The organism is Exiguobacterium sp. SH31 (genome assembly GCF_001816105.1).
Lineage (GTDB): Bacteria > Bacillota > Bacilli > Exiguobacteriales > Exiguobacteriaceae > Exiguobacterium > Exiguobacterium aurantiacum_A.
On record NZ_LYTG01000017.1, the window covers coordinates 13874 to 35479 of the forward strand.

At 51.8% G+C, this 21606-nt stretch carries 24 protein-coding genes; 6 read left to right on the forward strand and 18 right to left on the reverse strand.

Going from position 1 to position 21606, the window contains the following annotated elements; genetic code table 11:
- The first annotated feature begins 30 nt into the window (after nucleotides 1-30).
- Entirely contained in the window at nucleotides 31-291 is a 261-nt protein-coding gene (gene rpsT / locus A6395_RS02855) for a 30S ribosomal protein S20 (RefSeq protein WP_034778152.1), read from the forward strand.
- Nucleotides 292-321: 30 nt separating this feature from the next.
- Here the strand turns inward: rpsT and A6395_RS02860 are convergent, their stop codons facing one another.
- The gene (locus tag A6395_RS02860) at nucleotides 322-753 is read right to left on the reverse strand and encodes a GNAT family N-acetyltransferase (protein ID WP_071397792.1); all 432 of its coding nucleotides are present in this window, start codon (nucleotides 751-753) and stop codon (nucleotides 322-324) included.
- A gap of 9 nt (nucleotides 754-762) precedes the next feature.
- Nucleotides 763-1782: a DNA polymerase III subunit delta gene (gene holA / locus A6395_RS02865; RefSeq protein WP_084812914.1), complete on the reverse strand. Its 1020-nt coding sequence runs from the start codon at nucleotides 1780-1782 to the stop codon at nucleotides 763-765.
- Nucleotides 1783-1863: 81 nt separating this feature from the next.
- On the opposite strand from holA, the gene A6395_RS02870 reads away from it, so the two are divergent.
- A complete protein-coding gene (locus A6395_RS02870) occupies nucleotides 1864-2028 on the forward strand; it encodes a YqzM family protein (protein WP_016508105.1) in 165 nt (54 codons plus the stop codon).
- 53 nt (nucleotides 2029-2081) lie between these two features.
- Here the strand turns inward: A6395_RS02870 and A6395_RS02875 are convergent, their stop codons facing one another.
- The 7 genes from A6395_RS02875 to A6395_RS02905 all read right to left on the reverse strand — a co-directional run bounded on the left by A6395_RS02875 (nucleotide 2082) and on the right by A6395_RS02905 (nucleotide 10163).
- Nucleotides 2082-4214, reverse strand: a complete 2133-nt coding sequence (locus A6395_RS02875; RefSeq protein WP_071397794.1) for a DNA internalization-related competence protein ComEC/Rec2 — start codon at nucleotides 4212-4214, stop codon at nucleotides 2082-2084.
- Between the two features lies 1 nt (nucleotide 4215).
- Entirely contained in the window at nucleotides 4216-4767 is a 552-nt protein-coding gene (locus tag A6395_RS02880) for a helix-hairpin-helix domain-containing protein (protein ID WP_071397795.1), read from the reverse strand.
- A gap of 181 nt (nucleotides 4768-4948) precedes the next feature.
- Entirely contained in the window at nucleotides 4949-6592 is a 1644-nt protein-coding gene (locus A6395_RS02885; RefSeq protein WP_071397796.1) for a methyl-accepting chemotaxis protein, read from the reverse strand.
- The gene (locus A6395_RS02890) at nucleotides 6589-7560 is read right to left on the reverse strand and encodes a BMP family lipoprotein (protein WP_071397797.1); all 972 of its coding nucleotides are present in this window, start codon (nucleotides 7558-7560) and stop codon (nucleotides 6589-6591) included. The genes A6395_RS02885 and A6395_RS02890 overlap by 4 nt, the downstream gene beginning before the upstream one ends.
- A gap of 156 nt (nucleotides 7561-7716) precedes the next feature.
- Nucleotides 7717-9237, reverse strand: a complete 1521-nt coding sequence (locus A6395_RS02895; protein WP_071397798.1) for a flotillin lipid rafts scaffold protein FloT — start codon at nucleotides 9235-9237, stop codon at nucleotides 7717-7719.
- A gap of 3 nt (nucleotides 9238-9240) precedes the next feature.
- Nucleotides 9241-9762, reverse strand: coding sequence for an NfeD family membrane protein (locus A6395_RS02900; RefSeq protein ID WP_083273931.1), 522 nt, complete (start codon nucleotides 9760-9762; stop codon nucleotides 9241-9243).
- Nucleotides 9762-10163 carry a hypothetical protein gene (locus A6395_RS02905; RefSeq protein ID WP_071397799.1) on the reverse strand — a complete coding sequence of 134 codons (402 nt, stop codon included), beginning with the start codon at nucleotides 10161-10163 and terminating at the stop codon, nucleotides 9762-9764. The genes A6395_RS02900 and A6395_RS02905 overlap by 1 nt, the downstream gene beginning before the upstream one ends.
- Nucleotides 10164-10286: 123 nt before the next feature.
- On the opposite strand from A6395_RS02905, the gene rnhC reads away from it, so the two are divergent.
- The 3 genes from rnhC to A6395_RS02920 all read left to right on the forward strand — a co-directional run bounded on the left by rnhC (nucleotide 10287) and on the right by A6395_RS02920 (nucleotide 13448).
- Nucleotides 10287-11198 carry a ribonuclease HIII gene (gene rnhC / locus A6395_RS02910; RefSeq protein ID WP_071397800.1) on the forward strand — a complete coding sequence of 304 codons (912 nt, stop codon included), beginning with the start codon at nucleotides 10287-10289 and terminating at the stop codon, nucleotides 11196-11198.
- Nucleotides 11199-11270: 72 nt separating this feature from the next.
- Entirely contained in the window at nucleotides 11271-12083 is an 813-nt protein-coding gene (locus A6395_RS02915; RefSeq protein WP_071397801.1) for an alpha/beta fold hydrolase, read from the forward strand.
- 342 nt (nucleotides 12084-12425) lie between these two features.
- The gene (locus tag A6395_RS02920) at nucleotides 12426-13448 is read left to right on the forward strand and encodes a PTS sugar transporter subunit IIC (protein WP_071397807.1); all 1023 of its coding nucleotides are present in this window, start codon (nucleotides 12426-12428) and stop codon (nucleotides 13446-13448) included.
- A gap of 47 nt (nucleotides 13449-13495) precedes the next feature.
- Here the strand turns inward: A6395_RS02920 and pheT are convergent, their stop codons facing one another.
- From pheT to infC, 9 genes are all read right to left on the reverse strand, one after another.
- On the reverse strand, nucleotides 13496-15871 hold the full coding sequence (pheT, locus tag A6395_RS02925) for a phenylalanine--tRNA ligase subunit beta (RefSeq protein ID WP_071397802.1): 2376 nt from the start codon (nucleotides 15869-15871) through the stop codon (nucleotides 13496-13498).
- 12 nt (nucleotides 15872-15883) lie between these two features.
- Nucleotides 15884-16906: a phenylalanine--tRNA ligase subunit alpha gene (gene pheS / locus A6395_RS02930; protein WP_070326957.1), complete on the reverse strand. Its 1023-nt coding sequence runs from the start codon at nucleotides 16904-16906 to the stop codon at nucleotides 15884-15886.
- A gap of 298 nt (nucleotides 16907-17204) precedes the next feature.
- Nucleotides 17205-17951 (reverse strand): TrmH family RNA methyltransferase, encoded by a 747-nt coding sequence (locus A6395_RS02935; RefSeq protein ID WP_071397803.1) that lies wholly within the window; start codon nucleotides 17949-17951, stop codon nucleotides 17205-17207.
- Nucleotide 17952: 1 nt separating this feature from the next.
- The gene (locus tag A6395_RS02940) at nucleotides 17953-19029 is read right to left on the reverse strand and encodes a M42 family metallopeptidase (protein ID WP_071397804.1); all 1077 of its coding nucleotides are present in this window, start codon (nucleotides 19027-19029) and stop codon (nucleotides 17953-17955) included.
- A gap of 25 nt (nucleotides 19030-19054) precedes the next feature.
- On the reverse strand, nucleotides 19055-19537 hold the full coding sequence (locus A6395_RS02945) for a dUTP diphosphatase (protein ID WP_071397805.1): 483 nt from the start codon (nucleotides 19535-19537) through the stop codon (nucleotides 19055-19057).
- Between the two features lie 23 nt (nucleotides 19538-19560).
- Nucleotides 19561-19815, reverse strand: a complete 255-nt coding sequence (locus A6395_RS02950) for a hypothetical protein (protein ID WP_071397806.1) — start codon at nucleotides 19813-19815, stop codon at nucleotides 19561-19563.
- An 86-nt stretch (nucleotides 19816-19901) separates the two neighbouring features.
- Entirely contained in the window at nucleotides 19902-20261 is a 360-nt protein-coding gene (gene rplT / locus A6395_RS02955; RefSeq protein WP_016508086.1) for a 50S ribosomal protein L20, read from the reverse strand.
- A 28-nt stretch (nucleotides 20262-20289) separates the two neighbouring features.
- Nucleotides 20290-20484, reverse strand: a complete 195-nt coding sequence (gene rpmI / locus A6395_RS02960) for a 50S ribosomal protein L35 (RefSeq protein WP_016508031.1) — start codon at nucleotides 20482-20484, stop codon at nucleotides 20290-20292.
- A gap of 30 nt (nucleotides 20485-20514) precedes the next feature.
- On the reverse strand, nucleotides 20515-21045 hold the full coding sequence (gene infC / locus A6395_RS02965; RefSeq protein ID WP_016508045.1) for a translation initiation factor IF-3: 531 nt from the start codon (nucleotides 21043-21045) through the stop codon (nucleotides 20515-20517).
- Between the two features lie 348 nt (nucleotides 21046-21393).
- On the opposite strand from infC, the gene A6395_RS02970 reads away from it, so the two are divergent.
- Nucleotides 21394-21603: a hypothetical protein gene (locus tag A6395_RS02970; protein WP_070326951.1), complete on the forward strand. Its 210-nt coding sequence runs from the start codon at nucleotides 21394-21396 to the stop codon at nucleotides 21601-21603.
- Nucleotides 21604-21606 lie beyond the last annotated feature (3 nt).

A 21606-nucleotide genomic window follows, 5' to 3' on the forward strand; every position in this document is an offset into this window, starting at 1 on the left:
ACACTTTCTTGTTTCAGGAGGTGAAATAACATGGCAAATATCAAATCAGCAATCAAACGTGCAAAAACTTCTGAAAAACGTCGCGTCGCTAACTCGCAAGAGAAAGCAGCAATGCGTACAGCAGTAAAACGTGTCGATACTCTCGTCGTCGAAGGAAACAAAGAAGCAGCTCAAGAAGCTTTCGTCCTCGCTACGAAGAAAATCGACAAAGCTGCAGCAAAAGGTCTCATCCACCAAAACAAAGCAGGTCGTGACAAATCACGTCTCGCAGCTCGTATCGCAGCTCTCTAATTAGAGAACAAACGAAACAGCCGCCTCCGTTCAGGAGCCGGCTGTTTTTTTGTATAGCATGACGTAATGTGTCCCGATGCCTTCGATTTCGAACGGATCACCGACGATGACGAGGCCGTTTCGTTCATAAAACCGGATCGCGACCTCGCGAGCGTTACACCACCAAGAAGCGTTCAACTCACGATGGACCGCCTGTAAGAAACGAGATCCGACGCCCGTCCCGGCGACGACCGGATCGGTGGCCATGCCGCGCAGTTGAAATTGAACTTGTTCGCCAGACATCTCTCGGTCTTGTCGCATCACCGTCGCAATCGATAAGACACGCCCGTTTTCAGCCCAGGCGTAGTGACGGGTCGTCTCGGCATCATCCCCGTCAAAATAACACGTCGAAACGGCCAATCCTGGACGTAGTACCTCATGCCGGAGCGGGATCACTTCTTCAAGCAACACTTGTTGCAACATACAACCACCTCACAGTAATGTTAATTGACAGACGAGCGTGTCAAACACGATCTGCTTGTCGCCCCGTCCTGTCTTCATCGCTTCGTCCGCATCGGCGATGAGCGTGAGCGCCTTGGCGAGCTGTGCCTCTGAAAAGTTACGGCTCGCTTGCGTCGCCAGTTTCACCGTATAAGGGTGGGCACCAATTTTTGAGGCGATTTGCTTCTCGCCGTAACCTTTCTCGGTCAACTGCTTGGCGAGGTACATATTTCGATATTGACGGGCGAGCAGCGCCAAGAGGCCGATCAGTTCTTGACCCTGCTTTTCTAAATCACGGACGAGGCGCAGCGCCAAATCGGCCCGTCGCCCCACCAAATACTCGGACAGTTGGAATACGTTGTCCTCTAGCGTCCGGGGCACGAGATCGTTGACGATATCAAGCGGGATATTGGCTCCGTCGCCGGCATAGAGCTGAAGCTTCTCCAGTTCCCGGACGAGCTTGCCCCAGTCGTCTTGACAAAGGAAGAGCAAACGTTCGACCGTCGTACGTTCCATCGACTGCCTGCGCCGGTTCAGCTCGTCATTGACGTAGCGCATGAGCTCGCTTTGGCTCGGTTTCTTCGCCTCGAGGACGATGGCTCGCTCTTTCAAGCGCTTGACGACTTTCTTCCGTTCATCGAGTTTTTCCGCTTCAACGATGAAGACGAGCACCGAATAAGGCGCCGGCTGCAACACGTACTCGGTCAACCGCTCGAGATTTTGCTTTTGTTTTTCTTTGGCGCCGGTTAAAAATTGGGCCTGTTTGACGATGACGGTGCGGTAGTCACTAAAGAACGGTACCGTTTCAGCCTCGTCTAACGCTGTATCGAGTGACGTTTCATGTAAATCGAGCTGCATGACGTCAAATTTGTCGCCGGACGGACTTGCCGCCTTGACGATTTCTCGTTCCCACGTCTCGAGTAAGTACTTCTCTGTCCCGTACAGGACGTATACGTTCGACAACTTGCCGTTGTGCAACCACGGTTCATTCAAACCACACACCACTTTCACAATTTATTCTTATCTAAACATAGATTATCCTTCTTTGATTCGCTATACTTAGAACGGAACCATTTTAAGGAGGGACTCACTATGCATATTAACTCGGTTCGCCCGCAAAGCGAAAACCCGTTTGAGAACGACGTGCAGTGCAAACGTAACGATGCGATCGATTCAGCAATCGGCTTCATCGTCCCGTTCGGCTTTTTCTTCACGATTTTCGCAATCGGTGTTCTTATCAAATTTTTAAGTCTTTAAGTCGTAAAGCGATTGCCCCGGGGGAGCAATCGCTTTTTAGTTTATCATAGTTTTCACGGCCTGACTGCCCTTCTCACGCTCCCCTGACACCGTCCCCGCTCACAGACGACCATCCCGTCCTCATCCGTCCGCAACAACCGCCTTCCCTGAATACGGGCGAGCGTGTCTGGATGAGGATGACCGTATCGGTTGTTGGCGCCGACGCTGACGACCACAAACTCTGGATCGATGCGAGCGATCAAGTCAGCACCGGAAGACGTTGCGGCACCGTGATGACCTAATTTGAACACATCGACATCGACAGTCGGGATCAACCGCTCGTCCGCCTCCGGTAAGTCACCCGTCAATAAATAGGACAAGTCTCCGACTTTCATAAAAACCGACACTGAATTCGCGTTCTCGTCCTCGCCCGCATCAACCGGTGTGACGACCCACATCCATGGATAAGGCCGCTCTCCTGCTTCTAACAACCGCACGTTCACGTCATACGGTTCGAGCTCGTCGACTAACGCCCGCCGCTTCGTTTCATCGGCCACTTCCGCCGCGATCCATACTTCCTCGACCGGAATCAGATCAAGCACGCCCGTCAGCCCGCCGATATGGTCATGGTCGGCATGCGTCAGCAAAATGAAATCAAGTCGGGTCTCGCCTCGTTTCCATATGTAAGGGACGACGACATCGGCACCCGGGTCGAACGTCGACCGTTTCTGCTCGTCCGGATGTTGAAACACGCCGCCGACATCGATGACACCAGTGATACCGGCTTGCTCGACGACGATGGCGTCCCCTTGCCCGACGTCTAAAAACGTCACCCGCGGCTCTTCCGACCATTCTAACCAGACGTGCAGCGCAAGCAGCGAAACTGAAGCAATGACCCATCCAACCGAACGTCTCTTATCCAAAAGAATCAATCCGATCCCGAGCAACACGAACAAATAGACCGCATGCCAAAATGTGATGTCGTGCAACGGGACCCACGGACGATACGTATGATGTATCTGAAACATCCCGTTCAACCCGTCGAGAATCGGATAGAGCGTCGGTTCGAACTGCGGCATCACATAAGTGACGAGCGCAAGCGGAAGGATCGCCCAGGAAATCAACAATCCGCCAATCACGTTGTACACCGGAGCAAAGATTGAGATGACCGGCTGGATTTGCCATAAAAAAATTAAACCGAACCATTGGGCATAAAGCGCTACGCTGAACAGATTTGTCCACATCGACCGTGTCAAAAGCAAAAACAAGGTCATACCGACTGTCAATTGAAACCCGAGATTCCACAGCAAGTACGGTTGAACGGCTAACAGGGCTGCCGCACACCAACTGAGCATACGAACCGGGTCGCGAATCGTCTGACCGAATAGCGACAAGACGAGCACGACGTCAGCGACAAGCACGGCTCGTGCCACCGGCGGCGAAAAACCAGTCAGCCAACCGAATGCGGTCACACAGACGATCACGAGACCAAGTTTCGTCTCCCGATGAAGCGGCAACGGACGAAACACCCATCTGAGCGCAAACACGAGCAAGGCGATGTGGGACCCGGAAATGACGAGCAAATGAAGCAGACCCGTCACGCGATAGGAGAACGATGTCTCCTCGTCGAGCAGACGGCTCTCGCCAAACAGTAACGCCTCCATGTAAAGCGCAACGTCCGGACGGTGCGTCGCTTCGATCCGTTCGAGCTGACGTTCTTTCCAGCGCAGCATACGCCCATTTAATCCGTCACTCGGTCGACACCGCTCGACATGGACGTCCTTCCCTTTAAAAGACAATCCAGCCCCTTCCGCCCATTTCGCCTCGTCAAAACCTCCCGTATTTCGAAGCGGTGAAAAAGGAATTGGTTCGAATGTGACGAGACACGTCTCACCCGGCTTTCCGAGCTCGACGTCGCGCCCGATCAAGACCCCAGACGTCCCGTTCGATTCACCATAGAGCCGAACCGATTGTCCGTTGTCACGTCGGCTCTCGATGGCAAAGACTGAGTCCCCGACTTCATGTACCGCCGGGTCAGAACTTTGTAACAGGACTAGAAAAACGAGTGAGATCGCACCGACATGTGTATAGACCGCTTGCCGACGCCACGTCAAGAGCATGGCTAGCCCGAACAAAAGCACGACACCAAAAGCCCCAGACTTCCAAGCAATGAATAGACCAATCGGAATCAATGGATAGATCGGCATATCACGGGACCAACAAATAGCCTTCCATGCTCTCGAGCGTTTTCTCGCCGAATCCTTTGACATTACCGAGCTCGTCGTACGATTTAAATGGGCCGTGTTCTTTCAAATAGTTCAAAATAGCGTCCGCTTTGGCCGGACCGATACCGGGGACGGTCATCAACTCTTCTTTCGTCGCACTGTTGACGTGAATGCCGTTCGTCGTATCGGTTTCCGGCACTGCAACGGCCTCTCCTTGTTTCGGTACCATGATTTTCGTGCCGTCTACGAGCAATTGGGCTAAATTCAGCTGTTCGGGGTCAGCTTCGTCCGTCAACACGGCGAGAGACAAGACGTCCCCGACTCTAGCCCCTTGCGGCATCGTATACGTGTCGGGCGCTTCGACCGCTCCCGTGACGTAGACGACAACTTCTGTCACCGGCACCGCCTCTGCTTCCTCCACCGTCGTAAACTCCTCGACCATCGTCGTTTCTGGCTCTTTCGAATAGAACATAAAGCCGACACCGACGAACAAGATGACGAGCAACGCGACGACATACCGTTTCCACTTCTCCATACCGTTCCCCCCACATAAACGAATGTCTCTTCATTAGTATGCGAGAAATAGCCGGCTCACGCTCAAGTCCTAGTTGTTAGCTCCGGTCGCAATGCTTGACCGTTCACCCACGGATCGATGACGTATCGGAACGCAAAAAAAGAGACAAGTCAAAACTTGTCTCTTTGCTCTTCAATTTGTCTCATCGCTCTTCAAAATGTTGAACTTGGCTCGCCAGTGAGGCGGCTTGTCCTTCTAGCTCTTGCATCAAGGCAAAGATTTGGTCAAAGCTTGCCTGTTGCTCTTTCATCGAGGCAGCGACTTCTTCGTTACCGGCGGCTAATTCTTCGGTCACACCACTCACTTCTTCGACGCGTTTCAACACGTTCGTGACTTCACGGCTCGAAGCGACCATTTCTTGTTCGATCGTGCCCACGAACGAGGCCACGTGATCGGTCCGATCATGGATGCGTGTGAACGCTTGCTTCGTCAGTCCGAACGCTTGAAGTTGCGCCGTTTGCTCGTGGCTCGACTCTTCGACCATGGCTGTCAAATTGCCGACCTCGTCTCGAATCGTTTGGACGACCCCGAAGATCGAACGCGTCGCTACATTACTCTCCTCAGCCAATTTCTTCACTTCACTCGCGACGACAGCAAAACCTCGTCCGGCCTCACCGGCTCGTGCGGCTTCGATCGCGGCGTTCAAGGCAAGTAAATTCGTTTGGGCGGCAACGTCTTCGACAAGTTTTGCCATCTTCTCGATTTCTTCTGTTTTTCTCGCGAACTGGTCCATCCGTTCGACGAGCGATTGATTCCGCTCGCTCGAGCGTCGTAAAATATGTTCTTGATCCGTCAACGTCTCGATTCCGGCCGCCACTTCGCGCGTCATCTCGGTCGTCTCTTCGGTCGTTTGTTTCGTCTGGTTCAAGCTCGTCTCGAACGACGTCGCCATGATCCCGACCGACTCGAGCGTCTCTTGAAGTTCAGTCGCGATTGATTGGGCCCCGTTCGCCATCTCATCGACCGCGTTCGTAATGTTTGACGTCGTACTCGCGACCGCTTCATTTTCAGCGGCAGCCGTCTCTGTCATCTCATTCACTTTGACCGACGTGACCCGGATCGAGCCGATCACGGTTTGAAGCGACGCCGTCATATCTCGCATAGCGCGTTCTAGTCGGCCGATCTCATCGCGTCGCGTTGAATCCGGCAACGTGATCAAATGCCCGGCCGCGATCGCCTCGGCTGCTTTCACGTTCCGTTCGAGCGGGCGTGTGATCGAGCGGGCGAAGAAGAAGTTGTACAAGCTTAACACCGTGACGACGAACACCGTCAACAAAATTGAGACGAGGAACAGGCGCTTCGTCTCGTCGGCCGCTTCTTTTTGCAACGCCTCGTAAAACGTTCCGTTTTTTAACAACAACGTGTTCACGTCGTTCAAGACCCCTTCTAGTTTCGCCGCTTGAATCCGGGCAGCAATGCCGCCTGCTTGAGCCGTTTCAATATTTTCTCCAATACGCTCATATTTGGCTGTGGCTCGGTCAAGGTGAGTTGAAAACTCATCGATCAAATAGGTTTGATTCATCTCTTGGAACGTCTCCGTGTTCGTGGCACGAATCCGCTCGAGCTGCGTCAGTGTCGATTGACTCATCTGTTCACCGAGCGACGTCCAAAGGGATTGTTCTTGCAAAAGTGACGTCTCGAGTTGAGATAACTCGATCATCTGGGTGCCGTATTGCTCATTGTACGTCTGCAACCGGTTCAACGTCGTCAATACATAACTCATCATCAAGACGATGAGCAAGACCGTGAATACGGTCGAGAAGATAAAACGTTTGCGTAAAGTCATTGTAACGTCCCCTCCAGCAACCGTTTCTGAACCGCTTCAAACTGCTCTGTCTCTTCATCGGTCCATTGCACACGGCGCAGCGCTGCTAGCCCGATACCGCCCTCTTCGATTCCGAGTTCGATATGATCGTTGATCGCTTTTGTTTGAAGACTGTCCGCGATCTTGACGATGGCCAAGTCGACTTGCTTTAGCATCGACGTGATAACCGCATCGGGTGCGATCATCGATTGATCGCTGTCGACGCCGATCGCCTTGATCCCGTTTCGTTCAGCCGTCTCGAGTACACCGACACCGGTCAGACCGGCCGCAGCGTAGAGCACGTCGGCCCCTGCGGCAATCTGTTTTTCCGCCAATTTCCGTCCGATCTCTGGCGAGGCGAAATCGTTCGCGTAGTCGACGATCATTTCAACGTCCTCGTTCACGCTTTTCGCCCCTAACTCGAACCCGGTTCCAAATTTCTGGATCAACTCGTTGTCGACTCCTCCGATGAATCCGATTTTATCGGACTCGGTTTCAAGTCCCGCGACCGCACCGGCCAACGCGCTGCCTTCTGTCTCTTCGAACGTGACCGAGATGACGTTTGGTAACGTCGATACCGCGTCAACTAAGGCAAATTGTTGGTCTGGGTGCTTTGAAGCAACCGTTTCTAGATCGGTTTGACTCGCGAAACCGAGACCGACGACCACATCGTGTCCATCTTCGACCAATTGCTCAAATCCTGCTTTGTATGTTTCAGTCTCGTCCAATTCTCGATAATCGACGAACCAATCTCCCGTCTCTCGTAACTGCCCCATGCCACGCATCGCAGCGTCACTGAACGATTGGTCCCCGAGACCAACGTCAGACAGGACGACACCCATCGATTGGCGAGGTTCGACCGTCTGTTCGGGCTGATTGATGACAGACTGACACCCGGATAGCCAAACGATACAAGTCGTCAATGCGCCGATTATAATTGTTTTGTTCATCACATGTACTTCCTCTCTCTAATGGTCTGACATCTCATGTATCGTCTGATTTACACCGGGTTTGAAGTCAAACCTTTTAAAACTTAGGGCAATAATTTGAACGACGTCACGACAAACAAGGCTGCAGACGATTGCCTGCAGCCTTGTTGATTCAACTTATTCTTCTGACGCCGCGACGGTCGTTTCCGCCAACTTCCGTTCAGCAGTCGGTGAGGTCGGCACATTGCCTTTTCCGGCAAAATTATCGAGCAAGTCTTTCATATCGATCCCAGACGACGCTTTGAGCGTCTGCTGCAGTGAAGCCATCAAATCAGTCGCGTAACCCGTGACTTTCCCGGCTCCCCCGTCTTTACCGCTCCCCGTATCGACGACCGTGATTTGGTCGATGTTACCGAGCGGTGCCGCAATTTGCTTCGCGTAGTCAGGAAGCATCTTGACGACCATGTCGAGAATGGCGGCTTGACCGTACTGTTCGAACGCCTCGGCGATCTTTTGTTTCGCTTCGGCTTCGGCGAGACCAGTAAGACGAATAATATCGGCATCTGCTTCCCCTTTCGCCCGTTCAGCATCGGCTTCGGCGACACCAGCGAGACGGACGCGTTCAGCATCGGCTTTCGCCTCAGCCTCGATGCGATACTTCCCGGCATCTGCTGCGGCAATTTGACGCGCTTTATCAGCTTCCGCAGCCTGTTCGATCGCATAGCGGTCGGCGTCGGCTTTTTTCTTCACTTCTGAATCATATTGCTTTTCACGACGCATGATTTCTTTCTCTTCGAGCTCGATTTGCTTTTGACGCTCGATGATTTGAACTTGCATCTGTTGCTCTGTGACTTCTTGTTTGGCCTTGGCTTCTTCAAGCTCGTACGATTGGTCGGCCCGTGCTTTAGCGACATCTTGCTCGCGGCGGTAGTCGGCGATGCGGAGTTGGTTCTCTTTTTCCGCTTCTGCGATTTCAGAGTTTCGTTCAAGCTCCGCTTTCCTCGCGTCCTTCATCGCTTCCGCTTGTTTGATGCGCGTTTCCTTATCCGCTTCAGCCGTGGCGATGTCGGCGTCACGTTTTACTTGGGCGATCCGTGGCTTCCCGAGCGACTCGAGGTATCCGTTCTTATCCCGCACGTCTTTAATCGTGAACGAGACGATGACGAGGCCCATCTTCGCTAAATCTTGCGAGGCGACACGTTGCACTTCTTGCGAGAACTTGTCGCGGTTTTTATAAATCTCTTCGACTGTCATCGAACCGAGGATTGAACGAAGGTGACCCTCGAGCACTTCTTTCGCCTCGTTCTCACGCTCGATTTTCGGTTTGCCGAGGAATTGCTCGGCCGCTGTCGCAATCTCACTGATCGAGCCACCGATTTTAATGATGGCCGTCCCGTCAGCCATGACCGGGACTCCTTGCTCGGTATACACTTCAGGCGTCGTTACTTCGAGCTTGCTCGAGAGCAAACTGAGCGGTTCCGCTTGTTGGAATACCGGCAAGACGAACGCCCCGCCGCCGCGGATGATTTTGACGCGGTTACCGGAAGCGTCACTGTGAACATTCTTTTTACCTAAGTAGCTCCCGGTGACGATGAGCGCCTCATCCGGTCCGACTGTACGATATTTCAAGACAAACACGAAGATCAAGGCGAGCAAAATCACCCCGACGATAATACTGACTAAAATGGTTGTGTCCATACATTATTGCTCCTTTCGAATAGTGGGTTCGTCATATTCCATGACGACCGCGATATTTCGTTGTACTTCGATGATGACGACTCGACGATCACTCGGAATCGCTTTCCCGTCAATACTTTGCGCCGTCTTCAAAATCGAACCGACGACCGACTCGACGAGCACTTCCCCGTAACCGCCTTCCGGGACGGGGACGGTCAACCGCCCGACCAGTCCAACGAGCGACTCGTCAGTCATACCAATCGACTCTTCCGCGTTTGACAGCGGGAGGAGGACGAACAAGTACAGTAACGTCGTGAGCGCGAATGAGCCGGCGAGCGCCACCGCGAGACCGATCATCGGCGACACATGGGCGAGCGCGTTCAAGATTAGTCCGATCCCTGCCCCAAGTGCCAGGAAAGAGAGGATGACGGCCGGATTGAACCAGCCCTCGAAGAAATCGAACGCGTCCGAGAACAGCATGTATAAAAATGTACCGAGACCGGCAATGATGAGTACCCACCAGTACAGTTGATCTAACGATTCCATTACCATCCCTCCTCGGTGCGGCGCTGTTGTTCATATGCGAGCACACGTCGCAAATGTTCGACTTCAAGTGCGAGCGCCTGTTCAATCGTATCCCATTCCGATAACGGCCGGGTCGGATACTGTACCGCCTTCCGCACGCGGCCAAGCGTCCGTTCAAGGTTTAACCGATCATACCGGTCAACCTCTTCGAGCCGTTCCTGACGCAGTAGGTGTAAATAGTGATCGACTTCGCCCTGTAACGTAATAATCTGCTCTGTCGCCGCCTCCGACGACTCTTGCATCAGCAGGCGACGCACCCTGACTTGATGGGCAACCAGTTTGGCAATCCTGGCCTCGAGCTCGAGAATATGTTTATAGAGGAACTCTGCCTCATCTTGGTCCGTGTCATCGCGCCACCACATCTCCGTCTCACCTCACTTCTTTTCTACTCACTCATTCATACGTATCAATTGAATCATTGGTTTCAAAATGTGCGAAAAAAATGTAAGATAAATTTGCGAACGTTAAGAAAGGAAGTGCTCACTTTGGGCAATCAAGTCATCAAACTATCGACCGCGGCTCAAGAACAATTAATGCAGAGCTATCGTACTCACGCGGTCAATCCACCACCACACGCCCGCTTCAGTGCCAAGACGCCCCAGTGTGTGATCACCGTGTACAATTCGGGAAAAGTCATGTTTCAAGGTCGGGCTGCGGATGAAGAGGCGGCCAAGTGGGGAGATTCTATCAAAAAGGAAACGTCCGTTCCAAAACATACGTTACCGGCCGGTTTTTCCGATTGGTCCGTCATCGGAAGCGACGAAGTCGGGAAAGGCGATTATTTCGGTCCGCTCGTCGTCGTCGCCGCCTACGTACCGAAAGAAAAGATTGCCCTCGTCAAAGAACTCGGCGTCAAAGACTCTAAATTGCTTACCGATAAAGATATTTTACGCATCGCCAAAGATTTGCACGTCACGATTCCCTACCAGAAAGCGACGCTGCACAACCCGACGTACAACAAAATGCAACGGACGATGACGCAAGGGAAGATGACCGCAATCGCCCACAACGCGGCGTTGTCGGCCCTCTTGAAAAAATTAGACGAGACGCCAGAAGCGATTCTGATCGACCAGTTCGCTGAAAAAGCCGTCTATTACAAACATTTGAGTTCTGAGGCCGATGTCGTCAAAGACGATGTCTACTTCTCGACGAAAGCGGAAGGTCTCCACGTCGCCGTCGCCGCCGCCTCGATACTCGCTCGCGCCTTTTTCTTGAAAGAGATGGACAAATTGAGCGCGACACTCGGTGTCACGTTACCGAAAGGGGCCGGAGCGAAAGTCGATCAAGTGGCTGCGACCTTGATCCTTCGCTACGGTCAAGAACGTTTGAACGATATCGCTAAAGTTCACTTCGCGAACACGAAAAAAGCGATGCGTTTAAGCGAGCTGAAACGATAGTTCTCACTTCAAAGATATGTTATATTTATTTTATGGTTCAATGAACTTAAAAACTTTTGGGGGATAGCGTTCATGTTGCATTATAAAACGTACACATTAAGCGACGACCATCCTTGGGTCATCTTCATACATGGCGCAGGCGGGAGTCTATCTCACTGGTATCGTCAAATTCGTCCATTTCGAAAGAAATATAACGTCTTGCTGCTCGACCTCCGCGGTCATGGCGGCTCATATAACGAAGAACAATCTTTGAATCAACCACTCAACGCCTACACACTCGATGTCGTCGTCGAAGACGTCGTCGAAGTTATGAACCATTTAAATATTGAAAAAGGCCATATGGTCGGCCTATCGCTCGGAACGATTGTCATCCAAGCGATGTTCGAGCATCACCCCGACCGCATCGCTTCTGTCGTCTTAGGTGGTGCGATCGTCAAGTTCAACGTCCGCTCGACATTGCTCATCCGGCTCGGCAGCCTCATGCAAAGCTTCGTGCCTTACATGTGGTTGTACCAACTATTCGCTTGGATCTTGTTGCCGAAGAAGCGGCATAAAAAATCGCGGATGATGTTCGTGCGCGATGCGGCTAATTTGTGCCAACGCGAGTTCATCCGTTGGTTCAAGATGACCGAAAACATGAATCCGTTGCTACGTCACTTCACTTCAATTCAAACATCCGTCCCCATCCTCTACATTATGGGCGACGAGGATTACATGTTCCTTGAGGCCGTCGAACGAACGGCGAAGCATCAACCGACGGCACACGTCCAAGTCGTCCACGATTCGGGGCATGTCGTCAACGTCGATCAACCCGATACGTTCAATTCCATTTCAATGGACTTCATCGATCAACAAGTCGGTTTACTTGCAGCCAGTACGTCTTAAGTCTATACCGTTAAACAGAGACTCAATTCCTTAAACGGAAGCGGGTCTCTGTTTTTGTCTGTGAAAAAATATTTTTCAGAAAGTTTTCAGAAAATATTGATTATTGAAAAATATCGTGTTACTCTTAGACAAATCTTGAACAGAGGAGCTGGCGACGATGCGTACACCATTACATAACGGCCTACTGATTATTATTCGACTGAGGGACTGAAAAATCGACTCGCTGACCGAGACGAATTTTTGGGCCCTTGTTTCGATGGTTTCGGACGAGGCGCTCAATGCATGAACCGTGCGCCTATCCAATCAGGATAGGTTTTTTTATTGGATCGATACACAGAGGAGATGATGGAAGTGAAACAGTACGCAATGGATCGGATGATCAAAATATCAGCAGGGATGGCTAGCGCCGTCCTCGTCACACTTGGGGTCGGTTTGTTGATCGAAACGATCGGCAAGATGGCCGGGCTAGACACGCTCGTCTTGATCGGACAAGTCGCGAAGTCACTGCTCGCCCCGGCGCTCGGTGCCGGAGTCGCCTATCAGCTCGGCGGCAACACCCTCATCTTGTTCAGTTCGATGATTGCGGCGACCGTCGGGGGTGCGGCCCTTCAAGCGACGGAGAGCGGGCTTGTCCTCGTCCCCGGTCAACCGATCAGCGCTTTGATTGCCGCAGCGGCGGCCGTCTGGTTAGGCAAACGTGTCCTCGGTAAAACGAAGTTCGATATGATGGTCGTCCCGGTCACGGCCGTGCTCGGCGGAGGCATCGTCGGTGTCGGCGCAGCTGCCGTCACGACACCGCTCATCAACTCGATCAGCGGGAGCATCACTTCGTCGGTCAACACATCACCGATCGCAACGTCACTCGTCATCGCCCTCGTCTTCAGCGTCATGCTCATGTCACCTGCCTCATCGGCCGCGCTGGCGATCGCACTTCAGCTCGACCCGGTCGCAAGTGCCGCCGCCTTGATCGGCTGCACCGCCCAATTCGTAGGCTTCACGCTCATGGCTTACCGCCAAACCGATCCAGGCGGCTTGGTCGCATCATTTTTCGTCACACCGAAAGTCCAGTTCCCGAACGTCGTTAAAAACCCACGGGTCGTCATGCCACCGTTCATCGCCGCCATGATCAGCGCTCCGATCGCGACGCTTTGGTTCTCACTCGAGGTGCCGTATGAGATTGCCGGGCTCGGCTTGAACTCAATGATCGCCCCGCTCAATATCCTTGCCGCACAGGGTATGGAAGCGTTTCTCGTCTTCGTCGGCACCGGCGTCATCCTACCGGCTGTCATCACGTTCCTTCTTTACAAAGTGACTTGCCTCGTCGGTTGGACGAAGTTCGGTGACTTGGCGCTTGAAGTTCAATGAATTCTAAAAACAGCGATTCCCACAATAAAGGGGATCGCTGTTGTCTGTTAAGCGCGTACTTCGGCGCCGTATTTGGTTTTGACTGCTTCGATGATTGCATCATACGACGCTGTCACTTCTTCATCAAGAAGTGTCCGCGTCGGATCTTGATATTTGAGCGAGAAGGCAATCGACTTCTCAGCTTCACCGACGTTATCGCCCGTGTAGACGTCGAACAGAGCAAGCTCGATCAAGAGCGGACCCGCCGCTTGTCTGATCGTCGCCTCGACTTGACCGGCCGGAATGTCACGCTTCAATACGAGCGCAAGATCTCGCGAAATCGATGGGTAACGTGGTACGTCTTGATAGACGAGCATCGCTTCAGACTTCAATGCGCCAAGGTCGAGCTCGAAGACGTACACTTCTTTCAAGCCGTATACGTCTTTCGATACGGCCGGATGGACTTGCCCGACGTATCCGATGACGTTCCCCGCGACGAGAACGTTCGCCGTGCGGCCAGGGTGCATGTCTGAAATGACGGCCGCTTCGTACGTCACGTCGATGCGCTGCGAACGCATCAGTGTATCGACGATGCCTTTCGCAACGAAGTAGTCGACCGGGATGCGTGTTCCTTGCGAACGGTGATCGTACCAAAGTCCTGTCACTACGCCCGCGACACGTTCCGTTTCGCGTGGCAACGTCTCTCCGTGCTCTACATACACCCGTCCTGTCTCAAATAGACGGACGTTTGCTTGTTGACGCGCCGTGTTATAACGGGCCGCTTCAAGCAACCCCGGAACGAGTGATGTCCGTAGCACCGAACGCTCCTCGCTCATCGGCATGGCGAGTCGGACTGTCGTCGCTCCCTCACCGTCGAACCGTGACGCATGAAGCTCGCTCGTGAGCGAGTACGTGATCGCTTGTGACAAGCCCGTCCCTTGAAGGACGCGGCGCACTTGACGACGGAGTACGTTGTTTTTTGGCAGGTAGCCTTTCGACTGCGACGCTGGGAGCGTCGATGGAAGGCTGTCGTACCCGTATAGTCGCGCCACTTCTTCCGTAATATCAGCCGGCACTTCTAGGTCCGGACGCCGCGATGGGACGTGAACCGTCAACGTTTCGTCTCCTGTCACGTCTAACCCGAGCCGTTTTAGAATATGTTTGATCGTCGTTTGGTCGAGGTCCATCCCGAGTCGATGGTTAATATAATCGATCGACACGTCAATCTTGCGGGCGTCGGACGCTTTGCTTCCAGCGATGACCGGCTCACTGATTGTCCCGCCACTCACGTTGACAATCAGTGCAGCGGCACGGTCAAGCGCGAGGAGTAAACGTTCCGGATCGACTCCTTTTTCGAAACGAGCGCTTGAATCAGAACGAAGACCGAGCGTGCGGCTCGTCTTCCGGACCGAGGCCGGCGTAAAGTAAGCCGACTCAAGGATGATGCTCGTCGTCGTCTCGTCGACTTCGGTATTCGCTCCGCCCATCACTCCAGCGATTGCGACCGGATGTTGTCCATCGGTAATGACCATCATCGACGAATCGAGTGTGCGTGTCGCATCGTCAAGTGTGACGATTTCTTCTCCGTCCTGTGCTTGGCGAACCAGGATAGTATGGCCGAGCTTAGACGTGTCAAACGCATGGAGCGGTTGACCGAGTTCGAGCATGACGTAGTTCGTCACATCGACCACGTTGTTGATCGGGCGCACACCTTCCGCGATCAAGACGTTTTTCAACCACTGTGGCGACTCGCCAATCGTTACCCCGTCGACACGTCGCGTCGCGTAGTATGTGCAGTTGTCTGTCTCGAGTCGAACAGACACGTCGTTCGGTGTATCCGTTTCGACATCGGCTATTGGCAACGTATACGGGCGTTCCAAAATCGCCGCGACTTCATGAATGATGCCGTATAGGCTAAGGCAGTCCGAACGGTTCGGCGTCAATCCGAGTTCAATCACTTCGTCATCGAGATCGAGCAAGCTGATGACGTCCGCTCCGACTTCAACTTCTTCCCGGAACGTATGGATGCCGTCCTGTTCGTCTTCGCGAATCTGTTTTTTCTCGAAACCGAGTTCTTCGAGCGAACAGATCATTCCTTGCGACTCGACGCCACGAAGTTTTGCTTTTTTAATTTTAAGGCCAGGCAGTCTCGCACCGACTTTTGCGACGATGACATGCTGTCCGGCCGCGACGTTCGGTGCTCCACAGACGATTTGGACAGGGCTGTCGTCACCGACGTCGACCGTTGTCACGTTCAACTTGTCCGCCTCTGGATGTTTCGCGCATGAAAGGACGTGTCCGACGACGAGACCTTTCAATCCTTCAGAGCGGTCTGTCACGCTCTCGACTTCAATCCCGTTTTTCGTGATCAAATCGCCTAACGCTTGCCCGCTCAAGTCTGAGACGTCGATATATTGGTTCAACCATTTTTTCGATAATAACATGTATGATCCTCCTTAGAATTGCTCGATGAAACGTAAGTCGTTTGTATAGAAGTGACGAATATCATCGACACCATGTTTGAGCATCGCCATCCGTTCGACACCAATTCCGAAAGCAAAGCCAGACATTTTCGTCGCGTCGTAGCCTGCCATCTCGAGGACACGCGGATGGACCATCCCGCCTCCAAGAATTTCAATCCACCCTGTCCCTTTACAAACGTTGCAGCCTTTACCGCCACACTTGAAGCATGAGATATCGACTTCTACGGACGGCTCTGTGAATGGGAAGAAGCTTGGACGAAGCCGAATTTCTCGTGTCTCGCCGAACAGTTGCTTGACGAATACTTCAAGCGTGCCTTTCAAGTCGGCCATCGAGATATGCTCATCGACGACAAGTCCTTCGATCTGCATGAACTGGTGTGAATGAGTCGCATCATCTTCATCGCGACGGTACACTTTACCCGGACAAATGATGCGAATCGGTTTTCCGTCCGCTTCGAGCATCGTCCGTGCTTGCACCGGCGACGTATGCGTCCGCAGCAGCGTCTCGTCCGTGATGTAGAATGAGTCCTGCATGTCACGTGCCGGATGATCTTTCGGCAAGTTCAACATTTCAAAGTTGTACAGATCGGTTTCGACTTCTGGGCCTTCGGCAATCGTGTACCCGAGACCTACGAACAAGTCTTCCATCTCGTCGACGATTTGTTGCAGCAAGTGGCTATGTCCCGGAAGTGCCGTTCGACCAGGGAGCGTGACATCGATCGTCTCGGCTGCGAGTTTCGCTTCGAGCTCGACCGCCTTCACGTCCTCGATCCGTGCCTCTAACACCTCTTGAATCGTCGTCCGTACCGTGTTGGCGAGTTCACCGACGACCGGGCGCTCTTCGGCAGACAACTTGCCCATCCCACGCAATACTTCGGTCATCGGGCCTTTTTTGCCTAAATATTTAATCCGGACGTCGTTCAACGTTTTTTGTGATGACGCCGTTTCAATTTCTTGAAGGGCCTCACGTTGTAATTGTTCTAACTGTTCTTTCATCAATGTTTCCTCCTCTACAAAAAAAGTCCCTTCAGTCGATGACTGAAGGGACGAATAAACGCGGTACCACCCTACTTGGCCGATCAGGCCCACTTGAGAGCATCGGTATCGGGATGCCAGTTCGGTGTTGTCTCCAACACGACTCCAGAGTGAATTCAGCGCCGACCTCGGCATCGGCTCTCAATCTAGGCCGATGCTCCCTGTGCTCGTTCGGGGGTTCGCGTACTATGCTCTTTCAACGTCTTACCTATATTGTTCGATGTTTCTAAACTATCACGATTCTCAAGCGCTGACAAGGTTATTGTAGCGCGATGCGATACATGAGAATGCCGGCGGCGACTGCCGCGTTCAATGATTCGGCTTCTCCGATTACAGGAATGTGGACACGTGTGTCACAAAGGGCAAGCACGTCGTCATGGACGCCTTGCGCTTCATTCCCGATGACAAGTGCGACTTGATCGTTGAACGCGACTTGGTCGTATGACTTCGCTTTCGAGAGTGCCGTACCATAGACGTGAAACCCTAAACTTTTCAGTTCCGGCAACGTTTCGAGCAAGTCGACCGATTGAATGTTCACATGGAACAACGATCCTTGCGTCGCCCGGACGACTTTGGCGTTGAACGGGTCGACCGTACCTTTGCCGAGAAACACGGTATCAAAGCCGGCCGCATCTGCTGTCCGAATCATCGTACCGAGGTTACCCGGATCTTGAATGCGGTCAAGGACGAGCACATGCTTCATCTTGCGTTCGACCGGCGTCATCTTGACGACAGCGAACACCCCTTGCGTCTTCTCTGTTTCTGATAACAGATCGGCGACATGGTCGGACAGTTCGAGCACAGGCATCTCATCTAGACGCCATGAACTTTTCGGACGATAGGATTCGCCCATAATCAATTGGACGAGTCGTCCGGCCCGGATTGCTTCGTCGACCAAGTGTTCACCCTCGACTAAAAACTGCCCAGACTCTTGTCTGCCTTTTTTCGTCATCAAGCGCTTCAAACGCTTAATCGTCTCGCTTTTCGTAGACGTGATTTTCGTCATATTATCCCTCTTTCAACCATTGAACCGTTTCGTTATCTAACCGTTTTGTGAGCGCCACGACCAGATCGATGGCCGCTTCATAATCGGCTTTATGAATGATTGACACGTTTGTATGCAAATAACGGACTGGAACTGTGAGCGCGACAGCCGGCATCCCGACTCCTGATAAATGGAACCGTCCGGCGTCGGTGCCGCCACCTGGTGTCAAATCTAACTGATACTTGATGTCTTCTGCTTTCGCGACTTCGACGATCAAATCGATGAGGCGTGGATTCGTGACAGTCGTCGCATCAAAGAAGATGACTTGAACGCCTTCACCAAGTTTTGACAAGCCTTCTGCCGGTGTCATACCTGGCGTATCACCTGGGACACCCGTATCCACAGCAATCGCGACGTCAGGTTTGATCAAGTTTGCCGCCGTGACGGCTCCACGCAATCCGACTTCCTCTTGAACCGTGGCCCCTGAGAAGATGGTGCCTGGCGCATCATTTTTCAGACGTTTGGCCGCTTCAATCGCGATCGCACATCCGATTCGGTTATCCCATGCCTTCGCCATCAAGAAGTCTTCATTTTTCATGACCGTGAACTCGCAATGCGGCACGACCGTGTCACCTGGACGGATTCCCCACTCGGCGACTTGTTCTTTTGACGTCGCTCCGATATCCAAGAACATGTCTTTGATCTCGACCGGTTTTTTACGAGCTTCGATTGGAAGGACGTGCGGCGGCTTCGCCCCGATCACGCCTGGGATTTTCTCTCCAGAGCGTGTGACGACGTCCATGCGTTGAGCGAGCAATACTTGGTTCCACCAGCCACCGAGTGCTTGGAAGCGCAGGAAACCACTATCTTCGATGCGTGTGACCATAAAGCCGACTTCGTCCATATGACCGGCAATCATGACACGCGGTCCTTCACCGTTCCCCGTCACACGGCCGAACAGACTGCCGAGACCATCTTGCTCGAACGATTCGACGTGGGGCTCGAGATACTCGCGCATGAGTGAACGGACTTCCCCTTCGTTTCCCGGGACGCCAGTCGCATCCGTCAGTCGTTTTAGCATATGTAAAGTTTCATTCATCTCGTATCGCTCCCTTTCGACTCCATTAGTAGCCTTGATTTTGTCGCTCATGGTTGACTTCATTCTTCGATAAATACGCCATCAGAATCAACTCTTCATTGAAACCTAGCGTATAGCCTAGTTCGAGATATGCCGCCATCAGCGTCTCGTACATCGCTTCTGTCTTCGACAAACCAAAATTTGTCACTTTTCGAAAGATATCTAAAAAAGCATCAGTCGCGTCAAGATACGAGCTTCCTGCCGGGAACGACTCCCGTTCGTATCCGAGGGCGAGTCCGAGCGACAGTAAGAAATGGATACCGTCAACGTACTCTTCTAAGATCACGTCTTGAGGCGACGGGCCTTTCGTTGACCAAAATTTAAAACTTCGGGTCTCATTGGCGAGTTCACCGAGTTCGACGAGTAAAGCGAGTAGCCGTTCATCGAATTGGTTGCCGGATAGTTGATGTTCTTGTTTGATCCGCTCATCTAATTCACGTTGCCGATCAAATAATGTTGTCCAGTTCACCGGTTGCTCCTCCTATTCTCCACTTAAAGCAGTACTAAAATCATTAAAGACCAGCCCACTGCTAAAATCAATACTTGTATTTGCATGCTTTTTGGGGCATGAACCGTTTTTTGGCGTGTCAAATGAAGTCCAAACAACGCTCCAATGGCTCCTCCGGCATAGGCGTACAACACGTTGAACTTCCCTTCGCCGTGCGTATACCGCTTCGCCTGGAAATACGTATAGACGTTTAAGGCGATGAGCGCCAACGCGACGAGGGCCAAGATAGATTGATCCATAGCGTGTCCTCCTTATCTTTATCTTAAGAAATTTACGAGAAAAAAGAAAGCGCCGAGATAGAGTCTCGGCGCTTTCGATTGAACGATTACGCGTTCAATTTTGATTTAGCTGTGTTAGCGAGTGAAGCGAACGCTTGTGCATCCGATACTGCAAGCTCAGCAAGCATCTTACGGTTGATGTCGATCCCTGCAAGCTTGAGTCCGTGCATCATACGGCTGTATGAAAGACCGTTGATACGTGCTGCCGCGTTGATACGTGTGATCCAAATACGACGGAAATCACGTTTCTTTTGACGACGGTCACGGTATGCGTACATGAGTGACTTCATGACCTGTTGTTTTGCTACTTTAAATAGAATATGTTTCGAGCCATAATAACCTTTGGCAAGTTTGATTTGCTTTTTACGACGTTGACGAGTCGTATAACCGCCTTTTACGCGTGGCATATAGTTTCCCTCCTAAATTCCTTCTGTATTACTTCGCAATCATGTTGCGAATACGTTTGTAGTCTCCAGCTGATACGATAGCACCCTTACGGAGCTTACGTTTTGCTTTCGTCGATTTGTTACCGAACAAGTGACTTGTGAAAGCGTGTGAACGTTTGAGTTTACCTGATCCTGTACGTTTAAAACGTTTAGAAGCACCGCGGTGCGATTTCATTTTCGGCATGAGTATTTCCTCCCCACTATGACTCGATGATTAATCTTCTTTCTTCGGAGCCAGCACTAAGAACATGCTGCGTCCTTCCATCTTCGGCTTTTGTTCAACTGTTGCCAAGTCGGCACATTCCGCCGCCAATTTTTCCATAACACGTCTACCGATTTCCGAGTGTGTGATGGCACGTCCGCGGAAACGAATCGACGCCTTCACTTTGTTTCCATTTTCAAGAAACTTGCGAGCGTTACGCAATTTGGTTTGGAAATCGTTGTCCTCGATTGTAGGACTGAGACGTACTTCTTTCAATTGGATGACTTTTTGGTTTTTACGCGCTTCTTTCTCCTTTTTCTGGAGTTCGAAACGGTATTTACCGTAGTCCATAATTTTAGCGACCGGTGGGTTTGCTTTGTCAGCGACCAAGACGAGGTCAAGTTCAGCTTCTTCAGCCAAGCGTAATGCTTCACTACGCGATTGTACACCGAGTTGTGCACCGTCCGCTCCAATAAGACGAAGTTCACGGGCACGAATGTTTTCGTTGATAAATAGCTCTTTGCTAATGGTTAGCACCTCCATCGTGCGATTGCACGAGTTTTAGATTTTAAAATAAGACAACATAGTAATAGTAACAAAAAAAGCGTCGGCAGTTTCCCGCCCACACATCATTGCGTACTCAGAACGGCAAGACACCGAAACTAAATTACGTACATGATGGACCTGACCGAACCGATTCGGACGAGGTGAGAAGCGGGCGCTTCTGCTTTGTTGTATTTACTCACTAAGTCATCTTAACACTAGCAGAAAAAGATGTCAAGAATTCGCGCATGAATAATTGATAGCTCGCACTTTTATGATAATAACAGTCATTCCATCGTTTCGCAATACCTTTTCAAAGGGAATAAAATAAAAAAGGAGGCGGCGAGGATGAACTGGAGAAAAGACGTGAAACAAGATCACGATTATCATGATCAAATCAAACATATCGTTCAAGAAACGATGCGTCACCATGAAATGAACGACGCTAAACTTGAAGCTGTATTGACCGACCTGCTTGAAGAGATGAACCGCATCACGTTGAAGATCGTCGATGACCATGAATCCGCTCGGGACTATATCCATAAACGATGGTATTAAAAA